The organism is Pseudomonas sp. H3_A02 (assembly GCF_054671965.1).
Genome location: NZ_CP162807.1, coordinates 170,583 through 194,322 on the forward strand (window position 1 = coordinate 170,583; position 23,740 = coordinate 194,322).

The 23,740-nt window shown below is 60.3% G+C and carries 17 protein-coding genes; 14 read left to right on the forward strand and 3 right to left on the reverse strand.

Annotated features, from left to right (window positions below; all coding sequences use genetic code 11):
* Positions 1-125: 125 nt before the first annotated feature.
* Positions 126-509: a DUF6124 family protein gene (locus AB4N80_RS00790; RefSeq protein ID WP_460080243.1), complete on the reverse strand. Its 384-nt coding sequence runs from the start codon at positions 507-509 to the stop codon at positions 126-128.
* 1,486 nt (positions 510-1,995) lie between these two features.
* On the opposite strand from AB4N80_RS00790, the gene AB4N80_RS00795 reads away from it, so the two are divergent.
* The 9 genes from AB4N80_RS00795 (at position 1,996) to AB4N80_RS00835 (ending at position 14,694) form a co-directional block, all read left to right on the forward strand.
* Complete coding sequence (locus AB4N80_RS00795; RefSeq protein WP_305469721.1) at positions 1,996-3,597, forward strand: ABC transporter substrate-binding protein; 1,602 nt, start codon at positions 1,996-1,998, stop codon at positions 3,595-3,597.
* 255 nt (positions 3,598-3,852) lie between these two features.
* Complete coding sequence (locus AB4N80_RS00800) at positions 3,853-5,478, forward strand: ABC transporter substrate-binding protein (RefSeq protein ID WP_122569173.1); 1,626 nt, start codon at positions 3,853-3,855, stop codon at positions 5,476-5,478.
* 383 nt (positions 5,479-5,861) lie between these two features.
* On the forward strand, positions 5,862-7,463 hold the full coding sequence (locus AB4N80_RS00805; RefSeq protein WP_122569172.1) for an ABC transporter substrate-binding protein: 1,602 nt from the start codon (positions 5,862-5,864) through the stop codon (positions 7,461-7,463).
* A gap of 172 nt (positions 7,464-7,635) precedes the next feature.
* Positions 7,636-9,057: an OprD family porin gene (locus AB4N80_RS00810; protein WP_122569171.1), complete on the forward strand. Its 1,422-nt coding sequence runs from the start codon at positions 7,636-7,638 to the stop codon at positions 9,055-9,057.
* A 75-nt stretch (positions 9,058-9,132) separates the two neighbouring features.
* Complete coding sequence (locus AB4N80_RS00815) at positions 9,133-10,728, forward strand: ABC transporter substrate-binding protein (protein WP_460080248.1); 1,596 nt, start codon at positions 9,133-9,135, stop codon at positions 10,726-10,728.
* Positions 10,729-10,802: 74 nt separating this feature from the next.
* Positions 10,803-11,813, forward strand: coding sequence for an ABC transporter permease subunit (locus AB4N80_RS00820; protein WP_014336601.1), 1,011 nt, complete (start codon positions 10,803-10,805; stop codon positions 11,811-11,813).
* A 10-nt stretch (positions 11,814-11,823) separates the two neighbouring features.
* Positions 11,824-12,735 carry an ABC transporter permease subunit gene (locus AB4N80_RS00825; protein WP_053118415.1) on the forward strand — a complete coding sequence of 304 codons (912 nt, stop codon included), beginning with the start codon at positions 11,824-11,826 and terminating at the stop codon, positions 12,733-12,735.
* Between the two features lie 10 nt (positions 12,736-12,745).
* Positions 12,746-13,714, forward strand: coding sequence for an ABC transporter ATP-binding protein (locus AB4N80_RS00830; protein WP_122569169.1), 969 nt, complete (start codon positions 12,746-12,748; stop codon positions 13,712-13,714).
* On the forward strand, positions 13,714-14,694 hold the full coding sequence (locus tag AB4N80_RS00835; protein WP_122569168.1) for a peptide ABC transporter ATP-binding protein: 981 nt from the start codon (positions 13,714-13,716) through the stop codon (positions 14,692-14,694). The genes AB4N80_RS00830 and AB4N80_RS00835 overlap by 1 nt, the downstream gene beginning before the upstream one ends.
* Before the next feature lie 198 nt (positions 14,695-14,892).
* On the opposite strand, the gene AB4N80_RS00840 is transcribed toward AB4N80_RS00835, so the two are convergent.
* Entirely contained in the window at positions 14,893-15,132 is a 240-nt protein-coding gene (locus tag AB4N80_RS00840; RefSeq protein ID WP_122569166.1) for a hypothetical protein, read from the reverse strand.
* A gap of 1,017 nt (positions 15,133-16,149) precedes the next feature.
* Positions 16,150-17,733 carry a peptide chain release factor 3 gene (locus AB4N80_RS00845; protein WP_122569164.1) on the reverse strand — a complete coding sequence of 528 codons (1,584 nt, stop codon included), beginning with the start codon at positions 17,731-17,733 and terminating at the stop codon, positions 16,150-16,152.
* Between the two features lie 334 nt (positions 17,734-18,067).
* On the opposite strand from AB4N80_RS00845, the gene AB4N80_RS00850 reads away from it, so the two are divergent.
* The 5 genes from AB4N80_RS00850 (at position 18,068) to AB4N80_RS00870 (ending at position 23,178) form a co-directional block, all read left to right on the forward strand.
* The gene (locus AB4N80_RS00850) at positions 18,068-18,784 is read left to right on the forward strand and encodes an ABC transporter permease (RefSeq protein WP_122569163.1); all 717 of its coding nucleotides are present in this window, start codon (positions 18,068-18,070) and stop codon (positions 18,782-18,784) included.
* A 26-nt stretch (positions 18,785-18,810) separates the two neighbouring features.
* On the forward strand, positions 18,811-19,713 hold the full coding sequence (locus AB4N80_RS00855) for a glycine betaine ABC transporter substrate-binding protein (protein ID WP_122569162.1): 903 nt from the start codon (positions 18,811-18,813) through the stop codon (positions 19,711-19,713).
* Between the two features lie 15 nt (positions 19,714-19,728).
* A complete protein-coding gene (locus AB4N80_RS00860; RefSeq protein WP_122569161.1) occupies positions 19,729-20,382 on the forward strand; it encodes an ABC transporter permease in 654 nt (217 codons plus the stop codon).
* Positions 20,379-21,536, forward strand: coding sequence for an osmoprotectant ABC transporter ATP-binding protein OsmV (locus AB4N80_RS00865; protein WP_122569160.1), 1,158 nt, complete (start codon positions 20,379-20,381; stop codon positions 21,534-21,536). Before AB4N80_RS00860 ends, AB4N80_RS00865 begins: the two co-directional genes overlap by 4 nt.
* A 478-nt stretch (positions 21,537-22,014) precedes the next feature.
* A complete protein-coding gene (locus tag AB4N80_RS00870) occupies positions 22,015-23,178 on the forward strand; it encodes a type III PLP-dependent enzyme (protein ID WP_122569159.1) in 1,164 nt (387 codons plus the stop codon).
* The last annotated feature ends 562 nt before the right edge of the window (positions 23,179-23,740 follow it).

A 23,740-nucleotide genomic window follows, 5' to 3' on the forward strand; every position in this document is an offset into this window, starting at 1 on the left:
AGCTTGCTCGCGCTGGGTTGCGCAGCAGACCCGAACCTGACATCTCGGTGTATCAGATGGATGCAGTCGCTGCTGTTGGGGCCGCTTCGCGCCCCAGCGGGAGCAAGCTCCCTCGCCACGGGGGATCACGGTACAGGGCTGGCCGGTGCCTCAAGCTGATCCAGCGCCTTGTCCACCAGCAACTGGCACAACTCCACCAACTGATGAATCCCCAGCGCCACACTGCGCCGCGTACCCTCCACTTCAAAGGCCAGGTCCTCGGCCATGGCTTTGATTGAGGCCAAGGTTTCGGAGGTGCTGATCAATAGCGTGTCGGCGTCGGCTTTGGCGGTGACGGAAAACAGGCTGTCGATGCGCTGATCGGTGCTTGGCTCTGAAGGCTTTGGGTTGAGGTAGTGATTGAGGGCGCGCTCGGCGGCGGCGCGGTCTTTGAGTAGGTCTTCGATGGAATCGAAGCCGGAAAGAGGGTTGGTTTTGTTGAAGGGTGGATCGGGGACTGACTTATCCATATTCAATTCTCCTGCTTAAAGTTGGAGCCATCCCTGTGTCGTTTCCACGCGACAATAGGTGGCAGCGGTACGTGGGGTGGAAATACCGGTAAGCAGGACCCGGCCAGACCGAAGTCTGCCCACGCACAGCCGCCAAGACGCAGTTTGCAGACGAAACCAGACGTCGGCAACACGATGTTCAGCCATGCCACTGCTAAAGGTTCAGGTTTCCACACCCGGTCGCTGATTAGGCAGCGACGTTCAAAGGTTAGAGAGCCCACTTCCGAGGGACAACCCTAAAAAGCTGTGGGATGTTTCGTTTCGGGGCCGGTGATCCTTCCGACACAAATGAATGACTGATCACACTTCTCAGGCCGCTGCAAAACCCGTGGCGAGGGAGCTTGCTCCCGCTGGGCTGCGCAGCAGCCCCAAACCTGACACCTCGGTATGTCAGATGAATGGAGTCGCTGTTTTTAGGGCCGCTTCGCGCCCCAGCGGGAGCAAGCTCCCTCGCCACGATTTTGTGGTCGGCCAGCAATTCGAGGTTGGCCCTCAGGCCGCCATCGCGAGCAAGCTCGCTCCCACAAATGGATCAGGGTATGGCCGGAGAAACAGGTCGGCTATCAGGCCGCCTTCGCGAGCAAGCCCGCTCCCACAAATGGATCAGGGTATGGCCGGAGAAACAGGTCGGCTATCAGGCCGCCTTCGCGAGCAAGCCCGCTCCCACAAATGGATCAGGGTATGGCCGGAGAAACAGGTCGGCTATCAGGCCGCCTTCGCGAGCAAGCCCGCTCCCACAAATGGATCAGGGTATGGCCGGAGAAACAGGTCGGCTATCAGGCCGCCTTCGCGAGCAAGCCCGCTCCCACAAATGGATCAGGGTATGGCCGGAGAAACAGGTCGGCTGTTAGGCCGCCTTCGCGAGCAAGCCCGCTCCCACAGGGGAAACGCGATCCCACCAAGAACCAGGTCGGCTATCAGGCCGCCTCGTGACGGACGTTGATCTCGGGCGCCCCGTTAACCACGATGGCCGAACGCAGGCATTGTGGAGTGGGCATCCCGGCATGGATGCCGGGATAGCCGCGCTGGGCCATGGATGGCCCTTCGCGGCGGGCCCACGGAGCAATGCCGGAGTGAGGGCATGCCGAGCCTAGGCGAGGTGCCGAGTGGTGGGGCAGAAGCGTTTTGGTTACTTTTGACTGGGCCGGCTTCCGGGCTCTTCAAAAGTGACCCGCCGTAAGGGCGGAACCCTAAGCCGCCGTTACCGCAGCAATGGATATGTACTCAGCCAACAACATTCTGGCCGGCTGTCAGGCCGCCATCGCAAGCAAGCTTTGCTCCCACACACCTGACAGGTGTACACCCGGAAGAAACAGGCCGGCTATAAGGCCGCCTCGTCCAAAGCACTATGCCCAAACCCAACAGTCCCCCTCACTTTTCGATATTTCCAACACCCCCACCCACAACGCTACTCTCCTGAAAACCGTCGCCACCCCCAAGGGATTTCATGGACAGAACCACCTTCAAACCACTTCTACTCACCCTAGCCCTGATCAGCAGCGCCCCAATGGCCCAGGCCGCCACCACCCTGGTCTACTGCTCCGAAGCCAGCCCCGCCGGATTCGACCCCAGCCAATACACCAGCGGCACCGACTTCGACGCCTCGGCCGAAACCGTCTTCAACCGCCTCACCCAATTCAAACGCGGCGGCACCGAGGTCGAACCTGGATTAGCCACGAGCTGGGACGTGTCGCCCGACGGCCTGGCCTACACCTTCCACCTGCGCGACGGCGTGAAATTCCACACCACCGACTACTTCACCCCCTCCCGCGACTTCAACGCCGACGACGTGCTGTTCACCTTCCAGCGCCTGCTCGACCCACAACACCCGTTCCGCCAGGCCTACCCCACCGAATCGCCGTACTTCACCGACATGGGCCTTAACACCACGATCAAGAGCGTCGAGAAAGTCGACGAGCACACCGTGCGTTTCAACCTGAACAACGTCGATGCCGCCTTCGTGCAAAACCTGGCGATGAGTTTCGCCTCCGTGCAGTCCGCCGAATACGCGGCGCAGTTGTTGAAGGAAGGCCAGGCCGGCGACCTCAACCAGAAACCCGTCGGCACCGGGCCGTTCGTGTTCAAGCGCTACCAGAAGGACTCGCAGATCCGCTACGCCGCCAACACCGCGTACTGGAAACCCGAGGACGTGAAGCTCGACAACCTGATTTTCTCCATCACCCCGGACGCCGCCGTGCGCCTGCAAAAGCTCAAGCGCGGCGAATGCCAGGTCAGTGGCTACCCACGCCCGGCCGACATCGAAGTGATCGAACAGGATCCGAACCTGCAAGTGCTCAAGCAGCCCGGTTTCAACCTGGGCTTCCTCGCCTACAACGTCACCCACCCGCCCCTGGACCAGCTCAAGGTCCGCCAAGCGCTGGACATGGCCATCGACAAGCCGGCGATCATCAAGGCTGTGTACCAGAGCGCCGGGCAACTGGCGCAGAACGCCCTGCCACCGGCCCAGTGGTCGTTCGACCCGAGCATCCAGGACGCGCCCCACGACGTGACCAAGGCCAAGGCGCTACTGAAGGAGGCCGGGGTTGCGCCCGGTACAACCATCAATTTATGGGCGATGACGGTGCAGCGCGCCTCCAACCCCAATGCGCGAATGTCTGCGCAGATGATCCAGCAGGATTGGGCCAAGATCGGGATCAAGGCCAACATCGTCAGTTATGAATGGGGCGAGTACATCAAGCGTGCAAAAAATGGCGAGCATGATGCAATGATTTACGGCTGGACCGGTGACAACGGCGACCCCGACAACTGGCTGGGGGTGCTGTACAGCTGCGCGGCGGTCAAGGGCAGCAACTACGCCAAGTGGTGCGACCCGGCGTATGACCGCTTGATCCAGCAGGCCAAAGTCTCGACAGACCGACAGAAACGGATCGATTTGTACCAACAAGCACAGAAAATCCTCAAGCAACAGGTGCCGATCACCCCGATCGCCAACTCCACGGTATTTCAGCCGATAAACAGACAAGTGGTGGACTTCAAACTCAGCCCATTCGGCCTCACACCCTTCTACGGCGTGGGTTTGAAGAAGTAACACCCGCCCATTTCCGGTGCGTTACAACCACATAGCGCACCGGGAAAGGGCGCTATTTGCCCCGAAAAAACACGCGCAAACGATCAAATGCGCCGAAAGTTACACAGATGCGACATTAAGGTACGTTCGTGCCACTGTTTCGGACTTGTGACCGCTCTGGATCTTGCATTGGGTATGGGGCCTGCATAAGTATCCGCAGGACGACTCACGAGGTCGCCCTCAAATCCAAAAATGACAACAAATCATGAGGCCAACATGCTTAAACAAGCGGTCATTCCGTTTTTAGTCGGCGCAAGCTTATTAGCCAGCGCACCTTTCGCCCAAGCCGCGACTAACCTGGTGTTCTGCTCCGAAGGAAGCCCGGCCGGTTTTGACCCTGGTCAGTACACCACCGGAACCGACTTCGACGCCTCTGCAGAGACCATGTTCAACCGCCTGACCCAGTTCGAGCGTGGCGGCACCGCCGTGATTCCTGGCCTGGCGACCAAATGGGATATTTCCGAAGACGGCCTGACTTATACCTTCCACCTGCGTGAAGGCGTCAAGTTCCACACCACCCCGTACTTCAAGCCGACCCGCGAATTCAACGCCGACGATGTGTTGTTCACCTTCAATCGGATGATCAACAAGGACGACCCGTTCCGTAAGGCCTACCCGACCGAATTCCCGTACTTCACCGACATGGGGATGGACACCAACATCACCAAGATCGATAAAGTCGACGACCACACCGTCAAGTTCACCCTCAAGGATGTCGACGCTGCGTTCATCCAGAACATGGCCATGAGCTTCGCCTCGATCCAGTCCGCCGAATACGCCGCCCAGTTGCTCAAGGAAGGCAAGGCCTCCGACATCAACCAGAAGCCGGTCGGCACCGGCCCGTTCGTGTTCAAGAGCTACCAGAAAGACTCCAACATCCGCTACACCGGGAACAAGGACTACTGGAAGCCTGACGACGTGAAGATCGACAACCTGATCTTCGCCATCACCACCGACCCGTCGGTGCGCATGCAAAAGCTCAAGAAAAACGAATGCCAGATCACCCTCTTCCCACGCCCGGCCGACCTCAAGGCCCTGAAGGAAGACAAGGCACTGAAGATGCCTGACCAGGCGGGTTTCAACCTGGGCTACATCGCTTATAACGTGATGGACAAGATCAAGGGCAGCAACGAGCCGAACGTGCTGGCCGACCTGAAGGTCCGACAGGCGCTGGACATGGCGGTCAACAAGCCGCAGATCATCGACTCGGTCTACCAGGGCGCCGGCCAACTGGCCGTCAACGCCATGCCGCCGACCCAATGGTCCTACGACACCACCATCAAGGACGCCAAGTACGACCCTGAGAAAGCCAAGGAGCTGCTCAAGGAAGCCGGCGTCAAGGAAGGCACCAACATCACCCTGTGGGCGATGCCGGTCCAGCGTCCGTATAACCCGAACGCCAAGCTGATGGCCGAGATGCTGCAGTCCGACTGGAAGAAAATCGGCCTGAACGTCAACATCGTCAGCTACGAATGGGGCGAGTACATCAAGCGTTCCAAAGGCGGCGAGAACCAGGCGATGATCATCGGCTGGAGCGGTGACAACGGTGACCCGGACAACTGGCTCAACGTGCTGTTCGGCTGCGATTCGCTGGCCGGCAACAACTTCTCCAAATGGTGCGACAAGAAATTCGATGGCCTGGTCAAGGAAGCCAAGCGCACCACCGACCAGTCCAAACGCACCGAACTGTACAAACAGGCACAACACGTCCTCAAGGATGCCGTGCCAATGACACCTATCGCTCACTCGACGGTGTATCAACCCATGCGCGCCAACGTGCAGGACTTCAAGATCAGCCCATTTGGCTTGAACTCCTTCTACGGCGTCAGCGTCAGCAAATAAGGTGACCTGTGGCGAGGGAGCTTGCTCCCGCTGGGCTGCGTAGCAGCCCCTCTTTTGAGCGCGATGGCGGTGTACCAACAACGCCATCGCGAGCAGGGCTCGCTCCCACGGCATGCCGTTGCTTTAAGCCAAGACCAAGGAAAACGCCTACATCCAAAAGCACTGCGTACCACAGCAGTTGGTTTGGGACGTATCGCCTTTTCCCACAAGTCTTTCAGGCATTACGCATTTACCGCCCGGCCTACGGCTCATACCGTCGGCACTTGGACGACTTGCCAGCCCTGCGGCATCGCTACGCAATGGAATGAGCTCAGTGCTCCGGACCTGTCCCCGGAAGAACACCGGTTCACTGTTAAAACACCCCGAACGAGAGAGGGAGCGTCATGCGCCATACCTTGGTTTTATCCGCATTGCTGGGCACCGGCCTGCTGGCCGCCACATCCGCAGCCCAAGCCGCCGGCGGCAGCCTGGTGTTCTGTTCCGAAGGCAGCCCCGCCGGTTTCGACACCGCGCAATACACCACGGCCACCGACAACGATGCCGCCGAACCGCTGTACAACCGCCTGGCCGAGTTCGAAAAAGGCGCGACCAACGTCGTCCCGGGCCTGGCCACCAGTTGGGACATTTCCGAAGACGGCTTGAAGTACACCTTCCACCTGCGCGAAGGGGTGAAATTTCACACCACCGACTACTTCAAGCCGACCCGGGATTTCAACGCCGACGACGTGCTGTTCACCTTCAACCGCATGCTTGATCCGCAGCATCCGTTCCGCAAGGCCTACCCCACTGAGTTCCCCTATTTCAACGGCATGAGCCTGAACAAGAACATCGCCAAGGTGGAAGCGACGGGGCCGTTGACCGTGGTCATGACCCTCAACAGCGTGGACGCCGCGTTCATCCAGAACATCGCCATGAGTTTCGCCGCGATCCTGTCGGCCGAATACGCCGATCAGTTGCTCAATACCGGCAAGCCCAGCGACATCAACCAGAAGCCGATCGGCACCGGGCCGTTCGAGTTCAAGAGCTACCAGAAAGACTCCAACATCCGCTATGTCGCCAACAAACAGTACTGGGCGCCGGAGCGGGTCAAGCTGAACAACCTGATCTTCTCCATCAACACCGATGCCTCGGTACGGGTGCAGAAACTCAAGGCCAACGAGTGCCAGATCACCCTGCATCCGCGTCCCGCCGACGTGCCGGCCTTGAAGAACGACCCCAAGCTGCAACTGATCGAGAAGCCCGGCTTCAACCTGGGCTACATCGCCTATAACACCCGCCACAAGCCGTTCGACCAGGTCGAAGTACGCCAGGCGCTGGACATGGCGGTGAACAAGCAAGGCATTCTCAATGCCGTGTACCAGGGCGCGGGGCAACTGGCGGTCAACGCCATGCCACCGACGCAGTGGTCCTACGACGACACCATCAAGGACGTGCCCTACAACCCGGAAAAAGCCAAGGAGTTGCTCAAGGCCGCCGGGGTCAAGGAAGGCACCGAAATCACCCTCTGGGCCATGCCCGTGCAACGTCCGTACAACCCTAACGCCAAGCTGATGGCCGAGATGCTCCAGGCCGACTGGGCGAAGATCGGCCTGAAAGTGAAGATCGTCAGCTACGAATGGGGCGAGTACATCAAGCGCACCAAGAACGGTGAGCACGACATCAGCCTGATCGGTTGGACCGGTGACAACGGGGACCCGGACAACTGGCTGGGCACGCTGTACAGCTGTGATGCCATTGGTGGCAACAACTACTCCATGTGGTGTGACCAGGACTACGACAAGCTGATCAAGCAGGCCAAGGTCGTCACCGACCGCGACCAGCGCACCGTGCTCTACAAACAGGCCCAGCAGTTGCTCAAGCAGCAAGTGCCGATCACCCCTGTTGCCCACTCGACGGTCAACCAGCCGCTGAGTGCCAAAGTCGAAGGGTTCAAAGTCAGCCCCTTCGGTCGCAACGTGTTCTCGGGCGTCAGCCTTACCCCATAACCGATAGCCATACAGTCTGGGGGCCCATTTGGGCCCTCACGCAGACGTCTTGCCTGAATTCGCCGATCAAGCGCCATGCAAACGTTTGCGATCTGTAAATGAGTTGTAAAAACCACTAGCCGTATCACCAAAAAAGACCGGCGTTAAAAAAGCAAGCAAAGGAGCGTTACCGATGAAACTGAGCAGCACCGCGATACTGGCCTTGGCCATCAGCAGCGTTACGGCCACGGCTTACGCTGAATCTGTCAGTCAGGAATTCGTTCCTACCGCGCTGGCCGACAGCAGCGCCCAGAGCGAAGCAAAAGGCTTCATCGATGGCCAGAGCCTGGGGGGCACGACTCGTAACTGGTACTCCAACGAGTTGAAACGTCGTGACGACCGATTCAGCTACAAGCCAAACAGCGTAAAAAATGACCCGTCCGTGCCGGCGACTCCCATCGCTCGTCGTATCAACTGGGTCCAAGGCACCATCGTCAACTACACGTCGGGCTTTACCCAAGGCACCGTCGGCGTCAGCACCGAAGTGGCCGCCTACAACGCTGTCGTTCTGGACCAGGACCGCAAGCACATTGCCGGTGGTTCCAACCGTACCCTGGCAGACTCCAACGGTGATGCCGTGGACCAATGGAGCAAACTGGGCCTGGCTAACGTAAAGTTCCGCGTATCGAACACGACGCTGACTGCGGGTCGCCAGAACTTCAGTACGCCAATCATTGATGTCATTGGTAACCGTGCGCTGCCTTCGAGCTTCGAGGGTGTCAGCCTGCACAGTGAAGAATTCAACAACCTCTCGTTCGATCTGGCCGGTTTCGATCGCGTTTCGCCACGGACCGAGCAGAGCCTGTCAAAATTCCGTACCGAGTATTCCGCCACTGGCGTGGAAACCGACAAGGTCTACACCGCCGGCGTGAACTACCAGCCGTTCAAGAGCCTGAAAACCAGCCTGTATGGCGCCAAGGTCGAAGACTTCTGGAACCAATACTACTTCGGCGCCACCCACGAGCTGGGCGATAGCCAGGTGCTCAGCCTGACCACCAGCCTGAACTATTACAAAACCGTCGACGAAGGCAAAAAGCTGATGGGGAATATCGACAACGATACCTACTCCCTGTCGCTCGGCCTTGCTCACCAGGCCCACAGCCTGACGTTCTCCTACCAGGAAGTGAACGGCGACGAGTACTTCGACTACCTGCACGAAACCAACGGCATCTACCTGGCCAACTCCCTGCTGTCGGACTTCAACAGCCCGAACGAGAAATCGTTCCAGATCGCCTACGGCCTCAACATGGCCGAGTACGGCGTACCAGGCCTTAAGTTCAACATCTACCAGGCACGCGGTTGGGGCATCGACGGCACGCATTACCGTGGCACGGCCTACACCGTTGCAGGCAACCAACGCGCCGACCTGAGCCTGATGGACGGCGAAACTCACTACGAATACGGTGTCGGCGCCTCCTACGCCGTGCAGAGCGGCCCGCTCAAGGCCACCGCGATTCGTGCCACCTACACCACTCACCGCGCCAGCGAAAACCAGGCTGATGGCAACATCAACGAGTTCCGCCTGGTCACCACCATCCCGTTCAACATTCTCTAAACTGCCACCGGGCGGTCGACTCACAAGGTCGCCCGCCCGGTCTTTTGCCATTGACCCGATTGCAGAGGATTGACGATGAACATGATTCCCCTACGCGCCGCCATCGCCGCCGCGCTGCTGAGCGTCGCCGTTGGCGCCACGGCCAAACCCCTGGTGGTTTGCACAGAAGCCAGCCCGGAAGGCTTCGACATGGTCCAGTACACGACTGCAGTCACCGCCGATGCCGTGGCGGAAACCATTTTCAATCGCCTGGCCGACTTCAAGCCCGGCACCACCGAGGTGATTCCGGCCCTGGCCGAATCCTGGGACATCAGTGACGATGGCCTGACCTATACCTTCCACCTGCGCAAGGGCGTCAAGTTCCACACCACCGAATACTTCAAGCCGACCCGCGACATGAACGCCGACGACGTGGTCTGGAGCTTCCAGCGCCAGCTGGACCCGAACCACCCGTGGCACAAACTGTCGAGCGTGGGCTTCCCCTACTTTGAAAGCATGGGCTTCAAGGAACTGCTCAAAAGCGTCGAGAAAGTCGACGAGCACACGGTCAAGTTCAGCCTGACCCGCCGCGAAGCGCCGTTCCTGGCCGACATCGCCATGGCCTTCTCCTCGATCTACCCGGCCGAATACGCCGACCAGTTGCTCAAGGCAGGCAAGGCTGGCGACCTCAACAGCAAGCCGGTCGGCACCGGGCCGTTCGTCTTCCAGCGCTACAACAAAGATGCCCAGGTGCGCTTCAAGGCCAACCCGGACTACTTCCGTGGCAAGCCGCCGGCCGATGCCCTGGTATTGGCCATCGCCACCGACAACAACGTGCGCATGCAGAAACTCAAGACCAACGAGTGCCAGATCGCGCTGTACCCCAAACCCGATGACATCCCCAGCATCAAGAAAGACCCGAACCTGAAGGTCACTGAACTGGACGCGATGACTGTCTCCTACACCGCCCTGAACACCAGTCACAAATACATGAGCGATGTGCGGGTGCGCAAAGCCGTCGACCTGGCCTTCGACAAGGAAGCCTACGTCAACGCGCTGTTCGGCAAAGGCAACGCCACCGTGGCGGTCAACCCGTACCCGCCAACCCTGCTGGGTTTTAACCACGACCTGAAGAACCCGACCCCCGACCTGGACAAAGCCCGCCAGTTGCTCAAGGAAGCCGGCGTGCCGGAAGGCACCGTGTTCACCCTGTTCACCCGCAACGGCGGCGGCCCGACCAACCCCAACCCGATGCTCGGCGCGCAGATGATGCAGGCGGACCTGGCGAAGGTCGGGATCAAAGTCGACATCCGCGTGATGGAATGGGGCGAAATGCTCAAGCGCGCGAAAAACGGCGAACACGATATGGTGTCCGCCGGATGGGCGGGCGACAACGGCGACCCGGATAACTTCCTGACGCCTATGCTCAGTTGCGAGGCGGCCAAGAACGGCGAAAACTACGCGCGCTGGTGCAACGAGAAATTCCAGACACTGATCGACCAGGCACGCGCCACGGTGAACCCCGAGGAGCGCGCCAAGCTCTATGAACAGGCCCAGGTGATTTTCAACCAGGACCAACCGTGGATCAGCATGGCCCACACCCGGATGTTCACTGCAATGCGCAACAACGTAGAGGGCTATGTGATCAGCCCGCTCACCACCAACAACTTCGCCACCACCCAGGTGAAGTAGATAAGAAAACGCCCGGTATCCCTTATCCGAGGGCTACCGGGCACGCCTAACCGGCTGATGAGGTACACCTGAAGATGTTTAGTTTTATTGCCCGCCGACTGGGATTACTGATCCCCACGTTCTTCGGCATCACCTTGCTGACCTTCGCGTTGATTCGCATGATCCCCGGCGACCCCGTGGAAGTGATGATGGGCGAACGTCGGGTCGATCCCGAAATGCATGCACAGGCAATGGAACGCCTTGGCCTCAACAAACCGCTGTATGCCCAGTACTTGGACTACATCGGCAAACTGGCCCACGGCGATCTCGGCGAATCGCTGCGTACCCGTGAAAGCGTATGGACCGAGTTCAGCTCCCTGTTTCCCGCGACCCTGGAACTGTCCATGGCCGCCCTGTTGTTCGCCGGTATCCTGGGCCTGCTGGCCGGGGTGATCGCGGCACTCAAGCGAGGATCCCTGTTCGACCATGGGGTGATGGGCATCTCCCTGGCGGGGTATTCGATGCCGATCTTCTGGTGGGGCCTGATCCTGATCATGTTCTTCTCGGTGTCCCTGGGCTGGACGCCGGTGTCGGGGCGGATCGACCTGCTCTACGACATCGAACCAAAAACCGGCTTCATGCTGATCGACACGCTGCTGGCCGACGAGCCGGGCGCGTTCCTCGATGCGCTGCATCACCTGATCCTGCCGGCCATCGTGCTGGGCACCATTCCGCTGGCGGTCATCGCCCGCATGACCCGCTCCTCGATGCTCGAAGTGCTGCGTGAAGACTACATCCGTACCGCCCGCGCCAAGGGCCTGTCGCCGTCGCGCGTGGTGTTCGTGCATGGCCTGCGCAACGCACTGATCCCGGTACTGACCGTGGTCGGCCTGCAAGTCGGCACGCTGCTGGCCGGTGCGGTCCTGACCGAAACGATCTTCTCCTGGCCGGGCATCGGCAAGTGGCTGATCGAAGCCATCGGCGCCCGGGACTACCCTGTGGTGCAGAACGGCATCCTGTTAATCGCCTGCCTGGTGATTCTGGTCAACTTCGTCGTGGACATCCTCTACGGCTTTGCCAACCCACGCATCCGTCACCAGCGCTGAGATCAAAACCATGAGTACTCCAACTACCGCGGTAGCAGTCGATCAAAGCCTGCTGTACCCGTCCCCGTACAAAGAATTCTGGCAGGCGTTTTCCCGCAACAAGGGCGCCGTGGCCGGGCTGCTGTTCATGATCCTGATCGTGTTCTGCGCGATCTTCGCGCCGTGGGTCGCGCCCCATGACCCGAGCGAGCAATACCGCGACTTCCTGCTGACGCCGCCGGCCTGGCTTGAAGGCGGGCAGATCCAGTTCCTGCTGGGCACCGACGAACTGGGCCGCGACTTGCTGTCGCGCCTGATCCAGGGTTCGCGGCTGTCGCTGCTGATCGGTCTGTCGTCGGTGGTGATGTCGCTGATCCCGGGCATCCTGCTGGGGCTGTTCGCCGGCTTCTTCCCGCGCCTGCTCGGCCCAACCATCATGCGTTTGATGGACATCATGCTCGCCCTGCCTTCGCTGCTGCTGGCCGTGGCGATCGTCGCCATCCTCGGCCCAGGCCTGATCAACACCGTGATCGCCATCGCCATCGTGTCGCTGCCGTCCTACGTGCGCCTGACCCGCGCCGCCGTGATGGGCGAACTGAACCGCGACTACGTGACCGCCGCGCGCCTGGCCGGTGCCGGCCTGCCGCGCCTGATGTTCATCACCGTGCTGCCTAACTGCATGGCACCGCTGATCGTCCAGGCGACCCTGAGCTTTTCCTCGGCCATCCTCGACGCCGCCGCCCTGGGCTTCCTCGGCCTTGGCGTGCAGCCGCCGACCCCGGAGTGGGGCACCATGCTGGCCTCGGCCCGCGACTACATCGAACGCGCCTGGTGGGTCGTGAGCCTGCCTGGCTTGACCATTTTGCTCAGCGTGCTGGCAATCAACCTGATGGGCGACGGGCTGCGCGATGCGCTGGACCCGAAACTCAAGAATGCCGCCTGAGGAGATTCCCATGTCACTGCTAGAAATCAAGAATCTCAATGTCCGCTTTGGCGACGCCACCGCCGTGCCGGTGGTCGACGGCCTGGACCTGAGCGTGGAAAAAGGCGAAGTCCTGGCAATCGTCGGCGAATCGGGGTCGGGTAAATCCGTGACCATGATGGCGCTGATGGGCCTGATCGAGCATCCCGGCATCGTCACCGCCGATGCGCTGAACTTCGACGGCAAGAACATGCTCAAGCTGAGCAACCGCCAGCGCCGGCAGATCGTCGGCAAGGACCTGGCGATGGTGTTCCAGGACCCGATGACCGCGCTCAACCCCAGCTACACCGTGGGTTTCCAGATTGAAGAAGTGCTGCGCCTGCACCTGAAGATGTCCGGCAAGGCCGCCCGCAAGCGCGCCATCGAGCTGCTGGAAAAAGTCGAGATCCCCGGCGCCGCCAGCCGCATGGACGCCTACCCGCATCAACTGTCCGGCGGCATGAGCCAGCGCGTGGCGATTGCCATGGCGATTGCCGGCGAGCCGAAACTGTTGATCGCCGACGAACCTACCACCGCCCTCGACGTGACCATCCAGGCGCAGATCATGGACCTGCTGCTGGCCCTGCAAAAAGAGCAAAACATGGGCCTGGTGCTGATCACCCACGACCTGGCCGTGGTGGCTGAAACCGCCCAGCGCGTGTGCGTGATGTACGCCGGCCAAGCCGTGGAAGTGGGCCAGGTGCCGCAGCTGTTCGACATTCCGGCCCACCCGTACAGCGAAGCGCTGCTGGCGGCGATTCCGGAGCACAGCATGGGCGCCGAGCGCCTGGCGACTCTGCCGGGCATCGTGCCCGGTCGCTACGACCGTCCACAAGGCTGCCTGCTGTCGCCGCGCTGCCCGTACGTGCAGGACAACTGCCGTCAACAACGCCCGGCCCTCGATCCGAAATCCAACAGCCTCGCCCGCTGCTTCTACCCGTTGAACCAGGAGGTGGCGTGATGGCCGTCGTACTTACCGCCCGTGACCTGACCCGTCATTACGAAGTGTCCCGTGGCATGTTCAAGGGCCATGCGACCGTGCGCGCCCTCAACGGTGTGTCGTTCGAACTGGAAGCCGGCAAGACCCTGGCCGTGGTCGGTGAATCCGGTTGCGGCAAATCCACCCTCGCCCGGGCCCTGACGCTGATCGAAGAACCGTCCGCCGGCTCCTTGAAAATCGCCGGCCAGGAAGTGGCCGGCGCCAACAAGGCCGAACGCAAGCAATTGCGCAAGGACGTGCAGATGGTGTTCCAGAGCCCCTATGCGTCCCTTAATCCGCGGCAGAAAATCGGTGATCAACTGGCCGAGCCGTTGCTGATCAACACCAACCTGTCGGCCACCGAGCGGCGGGAAAAAGTCCAGGCGATGATGAAGCAGGTGGGCTTGCGTCCCGAGCATTACCAGCGCTACCCGCACATGTTCTCCGGCGGCCAGCGCCAACGCATCGCCCTGGCCCGCGCCATGATGCTGCAACCCAAGGTGCTGGTGGCGGACGAACCGACCTCCGCGCTGGATGTGTCGATCCAGGCTCAGGTGCTGAACCTGTTCATGGACTTGCAGCAGGAATTCAACACCGCCTACGTGTTCATCTCCCACAACCTGGCGGTGGTGCAGCATGTGGCCGACGACGTGATGGTGATGTACCTCGGCCGCCCGGTGGAAATGGGCCCCAACGAGTCCATCTACAGCCGCCCGCTGCACCCGTACACCCAGGCGCTGCTGTCGGCCACCCCGACCATCCACCCGGACCCGAACAAGCCGAAGATCAAAATCGTCGGCGAACTGCCCAACCCGCTCAACCCACCGTCCGGCTGCGCCTTCCACAAGCGCTGCCCGTACGCCACCGAGCGCTGCAAAACCGAAGAACCGGCATTGCGCTTGCTCGATAACCGGCAGGTGGCGTGTCACTACGCGGAGCAATTCCTCGAAGGCGCGGCGTAACAGCCGGCACTTGCGATAAACCGTGGCGAGGGAGCTTGCTCCCGCTGGGCAGCGCAGCGGACCCTCTTTTTTGGGCCTGCTGCACAGTCCAGCGGGAGCAAGCTCCCTCGCCACGAGTCATGCAACGAAGATGAAAAAAAACCCCTTCAGCCCGATCAAGCATCGATCAGGCGGAAGGGGTTTTCTTTTACCTGAAATCTAAGTCTGGCTATCACCTTCATCGTCGGCATCGGGATCATCATCAATCGTCGAGTCGTCATTGTCTTGATCGCCAGGCTGCTGTTCTTCAGTCGCGGCCAGCATCAACTCACCCTGGGCCACCTGTCCGCTCGCCGCGTGCTTCTCATGCTCATCGCATTCCGCCCACACAGCCGTAGACCCCAGGGACAGCATCACCAACACCTTCAGCAAAAACATCATGCGTAGCAGCTTATTCATAGCCAATTCCTTCTTTTCCGGATAAAGCCGGGGCCTGACGGCGCTCAAGAAAATCTAGTTCTGAACAGGCCGGTTCACCAGATAAGACGCTGTCGAACCACCAGAAATGCCCCTGCCCGACAGATTGGTTTCGAATAAGTATTATCTCCAAATCTACTAACGCCTGGAGCCCGTGTGGGAGCAAGGCTTGCCCGCGATGGCACCAGTACATTCAACACTCCCCGCTATCGCAAGCAAGCTTTGCTCCCACAGAGAGATCTGTGCCAAACACAAGTTTCTTGCCCGCTGAAGATCCAGTGTGGGAGCGAGCTTGCTCGCGATGGCGGTGGCACATCCAACATCCAGGCAAGCTGACCCGCCGCTATCGCGAGCAAGCTCGCTCCCACAGGGAATCTGTGCCGAACACAAATTTCTTGCCCACTGAAGATCAGTGTGGGAGCGGGCTTGCCCGCGATGGCGGTGGCACATTCAACATCCAGGCAAGCTGACCCACCGCTATCGCGAGCAAGCTCGCTCCCACAGGGGATCTGTGCCGGACACAAATTTTTTGCCCGCTGAAGATCCAATGTGGGAGCGGGCTTGCCCGCGATGGCGGTGGCACATCCAACATCCAGGCAAGCTGACCCGCCGCTATCGCGAGCAAGCTTTGCTCCCACAGAGGGATCTGTGCCAAACACAAATTTCTTGCCCACTGAAGATCCAGTGTGGGAGCGAGCTTGCTCGCGATGGCGGTGGCACATCTAACATCCAGGCAAGCTGACCCGCCGCTATCGCGAGCAAGCTTTGCTCCCACAGAGGGATCTGTGCCAAACACAAATTTCTTGCCCACTGAAGATCCAGTGTGGGAGCGAGCTTGCTCGCGATGGCGGTGGCACATCCAACATCCAGGCAATCTGACCCACCGCTATCGCGAGCAAGCTCGCTCCCACAGTGAGTTATCTATGTTCAGGGCATGGGACAAGCCATAAAAAACCCCCGCTGTTTTCGCAACGGGGGTTTTGATTTGCAGCTCAGCGTTTAGTGATGCTCACGCGTCGCGCGGAATTTCACATCCGGCCAGCGCTCTTCCATCAGCGCCAGGTTGACCCGGGTGGGCGCCAGGTAGGTCAGGTGACCGCCGCCATCCAGCGCGAGGTTTTCCACGGCCTTGTTGGAAAATTCCTCGAGCTTTTTCTTGTCGCCGCATTCGACCCAGCGGGCGGAGTACACGGTGATCGGCTCATAAGAGCACTCAACCTTGTATTCCTCTTTCAAGCGGCTGGCGACGACGTCGAACTGCAGCACACCGACGGCACCGAGGATGATGTCGTTGCTGCGCTCCGGGAAGAACACCTGGGTGGCGCCCTCTTCGGCCAGTTGCTGGAGGCCCTGGCGCAGTTGCTTGGACTTGAGCGGGTCCTTCAGGCGGACGCGGCGGAACAGTTCCGGGGCGAAGTGCGGGATACCAGTGAAGCCCAAGGCTTCGCCTTCGGTGAAGGTGTCGCCGATCTGGATGGTGCCGTGGTTGTGCAGGCCGATGATGTCACCGGCGAAGGCTTCTTCCAGTTGTTCGCGTTCCGAGGAGAAGAAGGTCAAGGCGTCGCCGATGCGCACGTCCTTGCCGGTGCGCACGTGGCGCATCTTCATGCCTTTTTCGTATTTGCCGGAGCAGATGCGCATGAAGGCGATGCGGTCGCGGTGCTTGGGGTCCATGTTCGCCTGGATCTTGAACACGAAGCCTGCGAACTTCTCTTCCACCGGTTCCACGGTGCGCTCGTTGGCGACACGTGGCAGTGGGCGCGGGGCCCAATCGACCACGGCGTCGAGCACATGGTCGACACCGAAGTTGCCCAACGCGGTCCCGAAGAACACCGGGGTCAGTTGGCCGTCGAGGAATTCCTGTTGGTTGAACTCGTGGCAGGCGCCCTGTACCAGTTCCAGTTGCTCGACAAAACGATCGTACTCGTCGCCCAGATGCGCGCGGGCCTCGTCGGAGTCGAGCTTCTCGATGATCTTGACTTCGGTGCGCTCGTGCCCGTGACCGGCGGTGTAGACGATGATGTAGTCGTCGGCCAGGTGGTACACGCCCTTGAAGTCGCGGTAGCAACCGATCGGCCAGGTGATCGGCGCCGCCTTGATCTTCAGGACCGCTTCGATCTCGTCGAGCAGTTCGATCGGGTCACGGATGTCGCGGTCGAGTTTGTTGATGAAGCTGACGATCGGCGTGTCCCGCAGACGGCAGACATCCATCAGCGCGATGGTCCGTGGCTCGACGCCTTTACCGCCGTCGAGGACCATCAAGGCCGAGTCCACCGCGGTCAGGGTGCGGTAGGTGTCTTCGGAGAAGTCTTCGTGGCCCGGGGTGTCGAGCAGGTTGATCATGTGATCGCGATACGGGAATTGCATGACCGACGTGGTAATGGAAATACCCCGTTGTTTTTCCATTTCCATCCAGTCGGAGGTGGCATGGCGGTCGGACTTGCGAGATTTCACCGTGCCAGCGACCGCAATCGCCTTGCCCATCAGCAAGAGCTTTTCGGTGATGGTGGTCTTACCGGCATCGGGGTGGGAAATAATGGCGAAAGTGCGGCGTTTCGCGACTTCGGCGGCCTGTTTGGTCATGGGAAATCGCCTGGCAGGTGATTCAAAAAAGGGCGGCGATTATAGCTCAACTTGAACCAGGAACCGAACCGTTGAGCACATCAAGGGTGGCCAGATATTGCCCAGCATGGGAACCTTTCGCCGCGTGGAGGCGTCCACCACCCTGTTACGGCTATTCGTCAGGGTCTGAAAAATCAGCAAGTTAGCCTGACGAGGCTGCGCTCATGGCTCGATTTATCTGCCGTTTTACCGGCATCGAAAAGAGCTGCTTCTCGCGAACGTCTTGTCCCGACAGCCAGCAATGGCCTGCCACACGGGACTGCGTGCGCCGACTGAAACAAAAAGGAGTCCGCCTGTGGCTATCCGCTATGGCAAAGGGCTTATCGGAGGTGCGGTCGTCGTCGCCCTCCTGGCCCTGTTGGTCCACTGGATCGGCATCGATACGATCCAACATTACCGCGACGATCTGTTGTTTTACCTGCAAGCGCACCTGATGCTTGTACTGGCCTCCATGCTGGCGGCCCTGATTGTTGGCATCCCCGCCGGCATCGCCCTGAGTCGCCCCAGCCTGGTCGGGCGCGCCGAACGCTTCATGCAAGTGTTCAACATCGGTAACACCGTACCGCCCCTGGCCGTGCTGGCCATCGCCCTGGGTATCCTGGGCATCGGCAGCGGGCCCGCCATCTTCGCCCTGTTCCTCGCCTCGCTGCTGCCCATCGTGCGCAACACCTATGAAGGCCTGAAGAATGTCCAGGGCTCCCTCAAGGAAGCCGCCGTCGGCATCGGCATGACCCCGCGCCAGGTGCTGTGGAAAGTCGAATTGCCCAACGCCGTGCCGATCATCGTCGGCGGCGTGCGCGTAGCCCTGGCGATCAACGTCGGCACCGCGCCCCTGGCGTTCCTGATTGGCGCCAACAGCCTCGGCAGCCTGATCTTCCCCGGCATCGCCTTGAACAACCAGCCGCAGCTGCTGCTCGGCGCGGCCTGCACCGCCCTCTTGGCACTGCTGCTCGACGGCCTGGTGACACTGGCCAGCCGTCTCTGGCTGGAACGCGGTCTGCGACCGTCATAAGCCCGGCTGGATAAAGGAAATCGTTTATGAAGAAGTTGAGCTTGATATTGGGCTGTGTCCTGCTGTTCGCAGGGTTCGCCCAAGCGGCTGAAAAACCGCTGATCCGCCTCGGCGCCCGAGTGTTCACCGAACAGACGCTGCTGGCGGAAATCACCGCGCAATACCTGCGCGATAAAGGTTATGACGCGCAAATCACCGGCGGCCTGGGCAGCACCCTGGCCCGCAGTGCCCATGAGACCGGGCAATTGGACATGCTGTGGGAATACACCGGCGTGTCGCTGGTGTCCTACAACCATGTCACGGAAAAACTCGACAGCGCCCAGTCCTACGCCCGGGTGAAAGAACTCGACGCCAAAAAAGGCCTGGTCTGGCTCGCACCGTCGAAATTCAGCAACACCTTCGCCCTGGCCCTGCCGGAAAAGGTTGCGCAGAAATATCCGCAAATCAACACCATCAGCCAATTGAACACGGTGTTGCAAGCCGAAGCCGATGACAATCATCTGGTGGCCCTGGACACCGAGTTCGCCAACCGTTCCGACGGCCTGGCGGGCATGGTCGAGCAGTACGGCATGAACCTCACCCGCAAGAATATCCGGCAGATGGACGCAGGCCTGGTCTACACCGCCCTGCGCAACAGTCAGGTGTTCGCCGGCCTGGTCTACACCACCGACGGCCGGCTTAACGCCTTCAAACTGAAGTTGCTGGAAGACGACAAGCATTACTTCCCCGATTACACCGCCGCGCCGGTAGTACGCCAGGTGTTCCTCGACGCGCACCCACAACTGGCCGCGCAGCTCAAGCCCCTGACCGAACTGTTCGACGACGCAACCATGCGCCAGCTCAACGCCCGCGTGGACGTCGATCATGAAAGCCCCTCCGCCGTTGCCGCCGATTTCCTGCGCCAACATTCGCTGCTCTCAACCCAATGACCTGGAGGAAAAGCCATGGATTTTCTTGACGCCTTTTCCCATCTGGACTGGCCGCTGGTGCTGCACCTGACCTGGCAGCACATCACCCTGGTGGGCATCGCCGTGACCCTGGCGATTATCGTCGGTGTGCCGCTGGGCATTTTCATGACCCGCTTCCCGGCGCTCGCCGGCCCCTTGCAGGCCAGCGCCACGGTGCTGCTGACAATTCCGTCGATTGCCCTGTTCGGCCTGCTGCTGCCGTTCTATTCCAAGTTCGGCCAGGGCCTGGGGCCAATGCCGGCGATCACCGCGGTGTTTCTCTATTCCCTGCTGCCGATCATGCGCAACACCTACCTGGCCTTGACCGGCGTCGAACCAGGCATCCGTGAAGCCGCCCGCGGCATCGGCATGACCTTCGCCCAGCGCCTGCGCATGGTTGAACTGCCCATCGCCGTGCCGGTGATCCTGGCCGGCGTACGCACCGCCGTGGTCATGAACATCGGCGTCATGACCATCGCCGCCACCATCGGCGCCGGTGGCCTGGGCGTGCTCATCCTCGCTTCCATCAGCCGCAGCGACATGTCGATGCTGATCGTCGGCGCCGTGCTGGTCAGTCTCCTGGCCATCTTCGCCGACCTGCTTCTGCAATGGCTGCAACGCTCGCTGACTCCTAAAGGACTTCTCAAATGATCGAACTTCAAAACCTCAGCAAAACCTTCAAGAGCAACGGCAAAGACGTCAAGGCCGTGGACTCGGTGAACCTGACCGTCAACGAAGGCGAGATCTGCGTGTTCCTCGGGCCGTCGGGCTGTGGCAAAAGCACCACGCTGAAGATGATTAACCGGCTGATCCCACCCACCTCGGGCAAGGTGTTGATCAACGGCGAAGACACCACCGGCCTGGACGAAGTGACCCTGCGCCGTAACATCGGCTACGTGATCCAGCAGATCGGCCTGTTCCCGAACATGACCATCGAGGAAAACATCACCGTCGTCCCGCGCCTGCTCGGCTGGGACAAGCAGAAATGCCACGACCGCGCCCGCGAATTGATGAGCATGATCAAGCTCGAACCCAAGCAGTACCTGCATCGCTACCCCCGTGAACTGTCGGGCGGCCAGCAGCAGCGGATCGGCGTGATCCGGGCCTTGGCGGCCGATGCACCGCTGTTGCTGATGGACGAACCTTTCGGCGCGGTCGACCCGATCAACCGCGAGATGATCCAGAACGAGTTCTTCGAAATGCAGCGGGCGCTGAACAAGACCGTGATCATGGTCAGCCACGACATCGACGAGGCCATCAAGCTGGGGGACAAGATCGCGATCTTCCGCGCCGGCAAGCTGGTCCAGTGCGATCACCCGGACACGTTGCTGGCGCATCCGGCCGACGAGTTCGTCAGCAACTTCGTCGGCCAGGACAGCACGCTCAAGCGCCTGTTGCTGGTCAAGGCCGAAGACGCCGCCGACAACGCCCCGTCGGTCAGCCCCGAAACGCCGGTGAGTGAGGCGCTGGAGTTGATGGACGAGCATGACCGGCGCTACGTGGTGGTCACCTGTGCCGAGAACAAGGCCCTGGGCTATGTACGCCGTCGCGACCTGCATCGCCAGACCGGCACGTGCGACCAATACCTGCGCGAATTCAACGCCACTGCCGCCTACGACGAACACCTGCGGATCCTGCTGTCGCGCATGTACGAGTTCAACCGTTCGTGGCTGCCGGTGCTGGATGCCGAACGGGTGTTCCTCGGTGAGGTGACCCAGGAGTCGATCGCCGAGTACCTGAGTTCCGGTAAGTCCCGTGGGGGTAAGACCAGCATTGTCTCGCCGGCCGAGACAGCGTTGGCCTGACTGACGCCTTCGCGAGCAAGCCCGCTCCCACATTAGATCTGCATCGACCGGCAATTTGTGCTTGAACACAGCCCAGTGTGGGAGCGGGCTTGCTCGCGAATGGGGCTGCACAAATACCCCTGAAACACCTCAAAAACAACTTCAACGGGAACATCAATCTGTCACGCAGGTCGGTTACATCATGAGCTGTCGCGGGCCGCACGACGGATGTGTGCAAAAACGCGACATTTTTAGTTGATCTCAGGCCCCTCACGCCCTAAAGTTCGCGCCGAACGTCCATGCTGGAAACGATCCATCCGGCTCAAGTACTGACGACGAGACAGCAAGGCCAAGGGAATCACGCATCCCATGGCCTTTTTGCTTTCGGCGACATGCCTTGGGAAGTAGGCGAACCAAAGTGGGGATACGGAGGACGTTCACGAAGGCTGCTAGCCTTCACACCCATTGATCCTGATGTTTGCCAGTAGGAGTCCCAAGTATGTCGATCCAGGTCGAAGATTATTTCGCGCGCGAAACCTTCCAGAAAATGAAAGCGTTCGCCGACAAGCAGGAAACCCCGTTCGTGGTGATCGACACCGCGATGATCTCCCAGGCCTATGACGACCTGCGCGCCGGTTTCGAATTCGCCAAGGTCTACTACGCCGTCAAGGCCAACCCGGCGGTGGAAATCATCGACCTGCTCAAGGAAAAAGGCTCGAACTTCGACATCGCCTCGATCTATGAGCTGGACAAGGTCATGAGCCGTGGCGTGGGCCCGGAGCAGATCAGCTACGGCAACACCATCAAGAAATCCCGCGACATTCGCTACTTCTACGAGAAGGGCGTGCGCCTGTATGCCACCGACTCCGAAGCCGACCTGCGCAACATCGCCAAGGCCGCGCCGGGCTCGAAAGTCTATGTGCGGATCCTCACCGAAGGCTCGACCACCGCTGACTGGCCGTTGTCGCGCAAGTTCGGCTGCCAGACCGACATGGCCATGGACCTGCTGATCCTGGCTCGCGACCTGGGCCTGGTGCCGTACGGCATTTCGTTCCACGTCGGCTCGCAACAGCGCGACATCAGCGTCTGGGACGCCGCCATCGCCAAGGTCAAGGTGATCTTCGAACGCCTGAAAGAAGAGGATGGCATCGTTCTGCAGTTGATCAACATGGGCGGTGGCTTCCCGGCCAACTACATCACCCGCACCAACAGCCTGGAGACCTACGCCGAGGAAATCATCCGTTTCCTCAAGGAAGACTTCGGTGACGACCTGCCGGAAATCATCCTGGAGCCGGGCCGTTCGTTGATCGCCAACGCCGGTATCCTGGTCAGCGAAGTGGTGTTGGTGGCGCGTAAGTCCCGTACCGCTGTCGAGCGTTGGGTGTACACGGATGTGGGCAAGTTTTCCGGCCTGATCGAAACCATGGACGAAGCCATCAAGTTTCCGATCTGGACCGAGAAGAAAGGTGAGATGGAAGAAGTGGTCATCGCCGGGCCGACCTGCGATAGCGCTGACATCATGTATGAGAACTACAAGTACGGCTTGCCGTTGAACCTGGCTATTGGGGATCGGCTGTACTGGTTGTCGACTGGGGCTTATACCACTAGCTATAGCGCGGTGGAGTTCAATGGCTTTCCGCCGCTGAAATCGTTTTACGTGTGATGCGCTTGGGGCTTGAACCTTTGTAGTTCTGTTGCGTAATAAAAACGGCGCTTTTTTCAGAAATGGAAAGCGCCGTTTTTTTTGGGGTTTTTGAGAGGGTTATTTTGCCGTGCGGTTGGTGTGTATATCCGTTATTTCGGTAACGGCGGCTTATGGTTCCGCCCTTACGGCGGGTCACTTTCGAAAAGCGCGAAAGTAACCAAAGCGCTTCTGCCCCACCACTCGGCACCTCGCCTAGGCTCGGTGTGCCCTCACTCCGGCATTGCTCCGTGGGCCCGCCGCGAAGGGCCATCCATGGCCCAGCGCGGCTCTCCCGGTCGTACACCCATCAGATCTGTAGGAGCAAAGCTTGCTCGCGAGGCGGCCTGACAGCCGACCTGGCTCTCCCGGTCGTACACCCATCGGATCTGTGGGAGCAAAGCTTGCTCGCGATAGCGGTGGCTCAGTCAATGAAGATGTTGGATGTGCCGGCCTCATCGCGAGCAAGCTCGCTCCCACAAAGGGACTCTGGGTGCACACGAATTTGGGGTCTGCCGCAGTTCCAATGTGGGAGCGGGCTTGC

Excerpts from the sequence above, each read along its gene's own strand:
- AB4N80_RS00790 (WP_460080243.1), bottom strand. The coding sequence starts at position 509 with ATGGATAAGTCAGTCCCCGATCCACCCTTCAACAAAACCAACCCTCTT.
- AB4N80_RS00795 (WP_305469721.1), top strand. The coding sequence starts at position 1,996 with ATGGACAGAACCACCTTCAAACCACTTCTACTCACCCTAGCCCTGATC.
- AB4N80_RS00800 (WP_122569173.1), top strand. The coding sequence starts at position 3,853 with ATGCTTAAACAAGCGGTCATTCCGTTTTTAGTCGGCGCAAGCTTATTA.
- AB4N80_RS00805 (WP_122569172.1), top strand. The coding sequence starts at position 5,862 with ATGCGCCATACCTTGGTTTTATCCGCATTGCTGGGCACCGGCCTGCTG.
- AB4N80_RS00810 (WP_122569171.1), top strand. The coding sequence starts at position 7,636 with ATGAAACTGAGCAGCACCGCGATACTGGCCTTGGCCATCAGCAGCGTT.
- AB4N80_RS00815 (WP_460080248.1), top strand. The coding sequence starts at position 9,133 with ATGAACATGATTCCCCTACGCGCCGCCATCGCCGCCGCGCTGCTGAGC.
- AB4N80_RS00820 (WP_014336601.1), top strand. The coding sequence starts at position 10,803 with ATGTTTAGTTTTATTGCCCGCCGACTGGGATTACTGATCCCCACGTTC.
- AB4N80_RS00825 (WP_053118415.1), top strand. The coding sequence starts at position 11,824 with ATGAGTACTCCAACTACCGCGGTAGCAGTCGATCAAAGCCTGCTGTAC.
- AB4N80_RS00830 (WP_122569169.1), top strand. The coding sequence starts at position 12,746 with ATGTCACTGCTAGAAATCAAGAATCTCAATGTCCGCTTTGGCGACGCC.
- AB4N80_RS00835 (WP_122569168.1), top strand. The coding sequence starts at position 13,714 with ATGGCCGTCGTACTTACCGCCCGTGACCTGACCCGTCATTACGAAGTG.
- AB4N80_RS00840 (WP_122569166.1), bottom strand. The coding sequence starts at position 15,132 with ATGAATAAGCTGCTACGCATGATGTTTTTGCTGAAGGTGTTGGTGATG.
- AB4N80_RS00845 (WP_122569164.1), bottom strand. The coding sequence starts at position 17,733 with ATGACCAAACAGGCCGCCGAAGTCGCGAAACGCCGCACTTTCGCCATT.
- AB4N80_RS00855 (WP_122569162.1), top strand. The coding sequence starts at position 18,811 with ATGAAGAAGTTGAGCTTGATATTGGGCTGTGTCCTGCTGTTCGCAGGG.
- AB4N80_RS00860 (WP_122569161.1), top strand. The coding sequence starts at position 19,729 with ATGGATTTTCTTGACGCCTTTTCCCATCTGGACTGGCCGCTGGTGCTG.
- AB4N80_RS00865 (WP_122569160.1), top strand. The coding sequence starts at position 20,379 with ATGATCGAACTTCAAAACCTCAGCAAAACCTTCAAGAGCAACGGCAAA.
- AB4N80_RS00870 (WP_122569159.1), top strand. The coding sequence starts at position 22,015 with ATGTCGATCCAGGTCGAAGATTATTTCGCGCGCGAAACCTTCCAGAAA.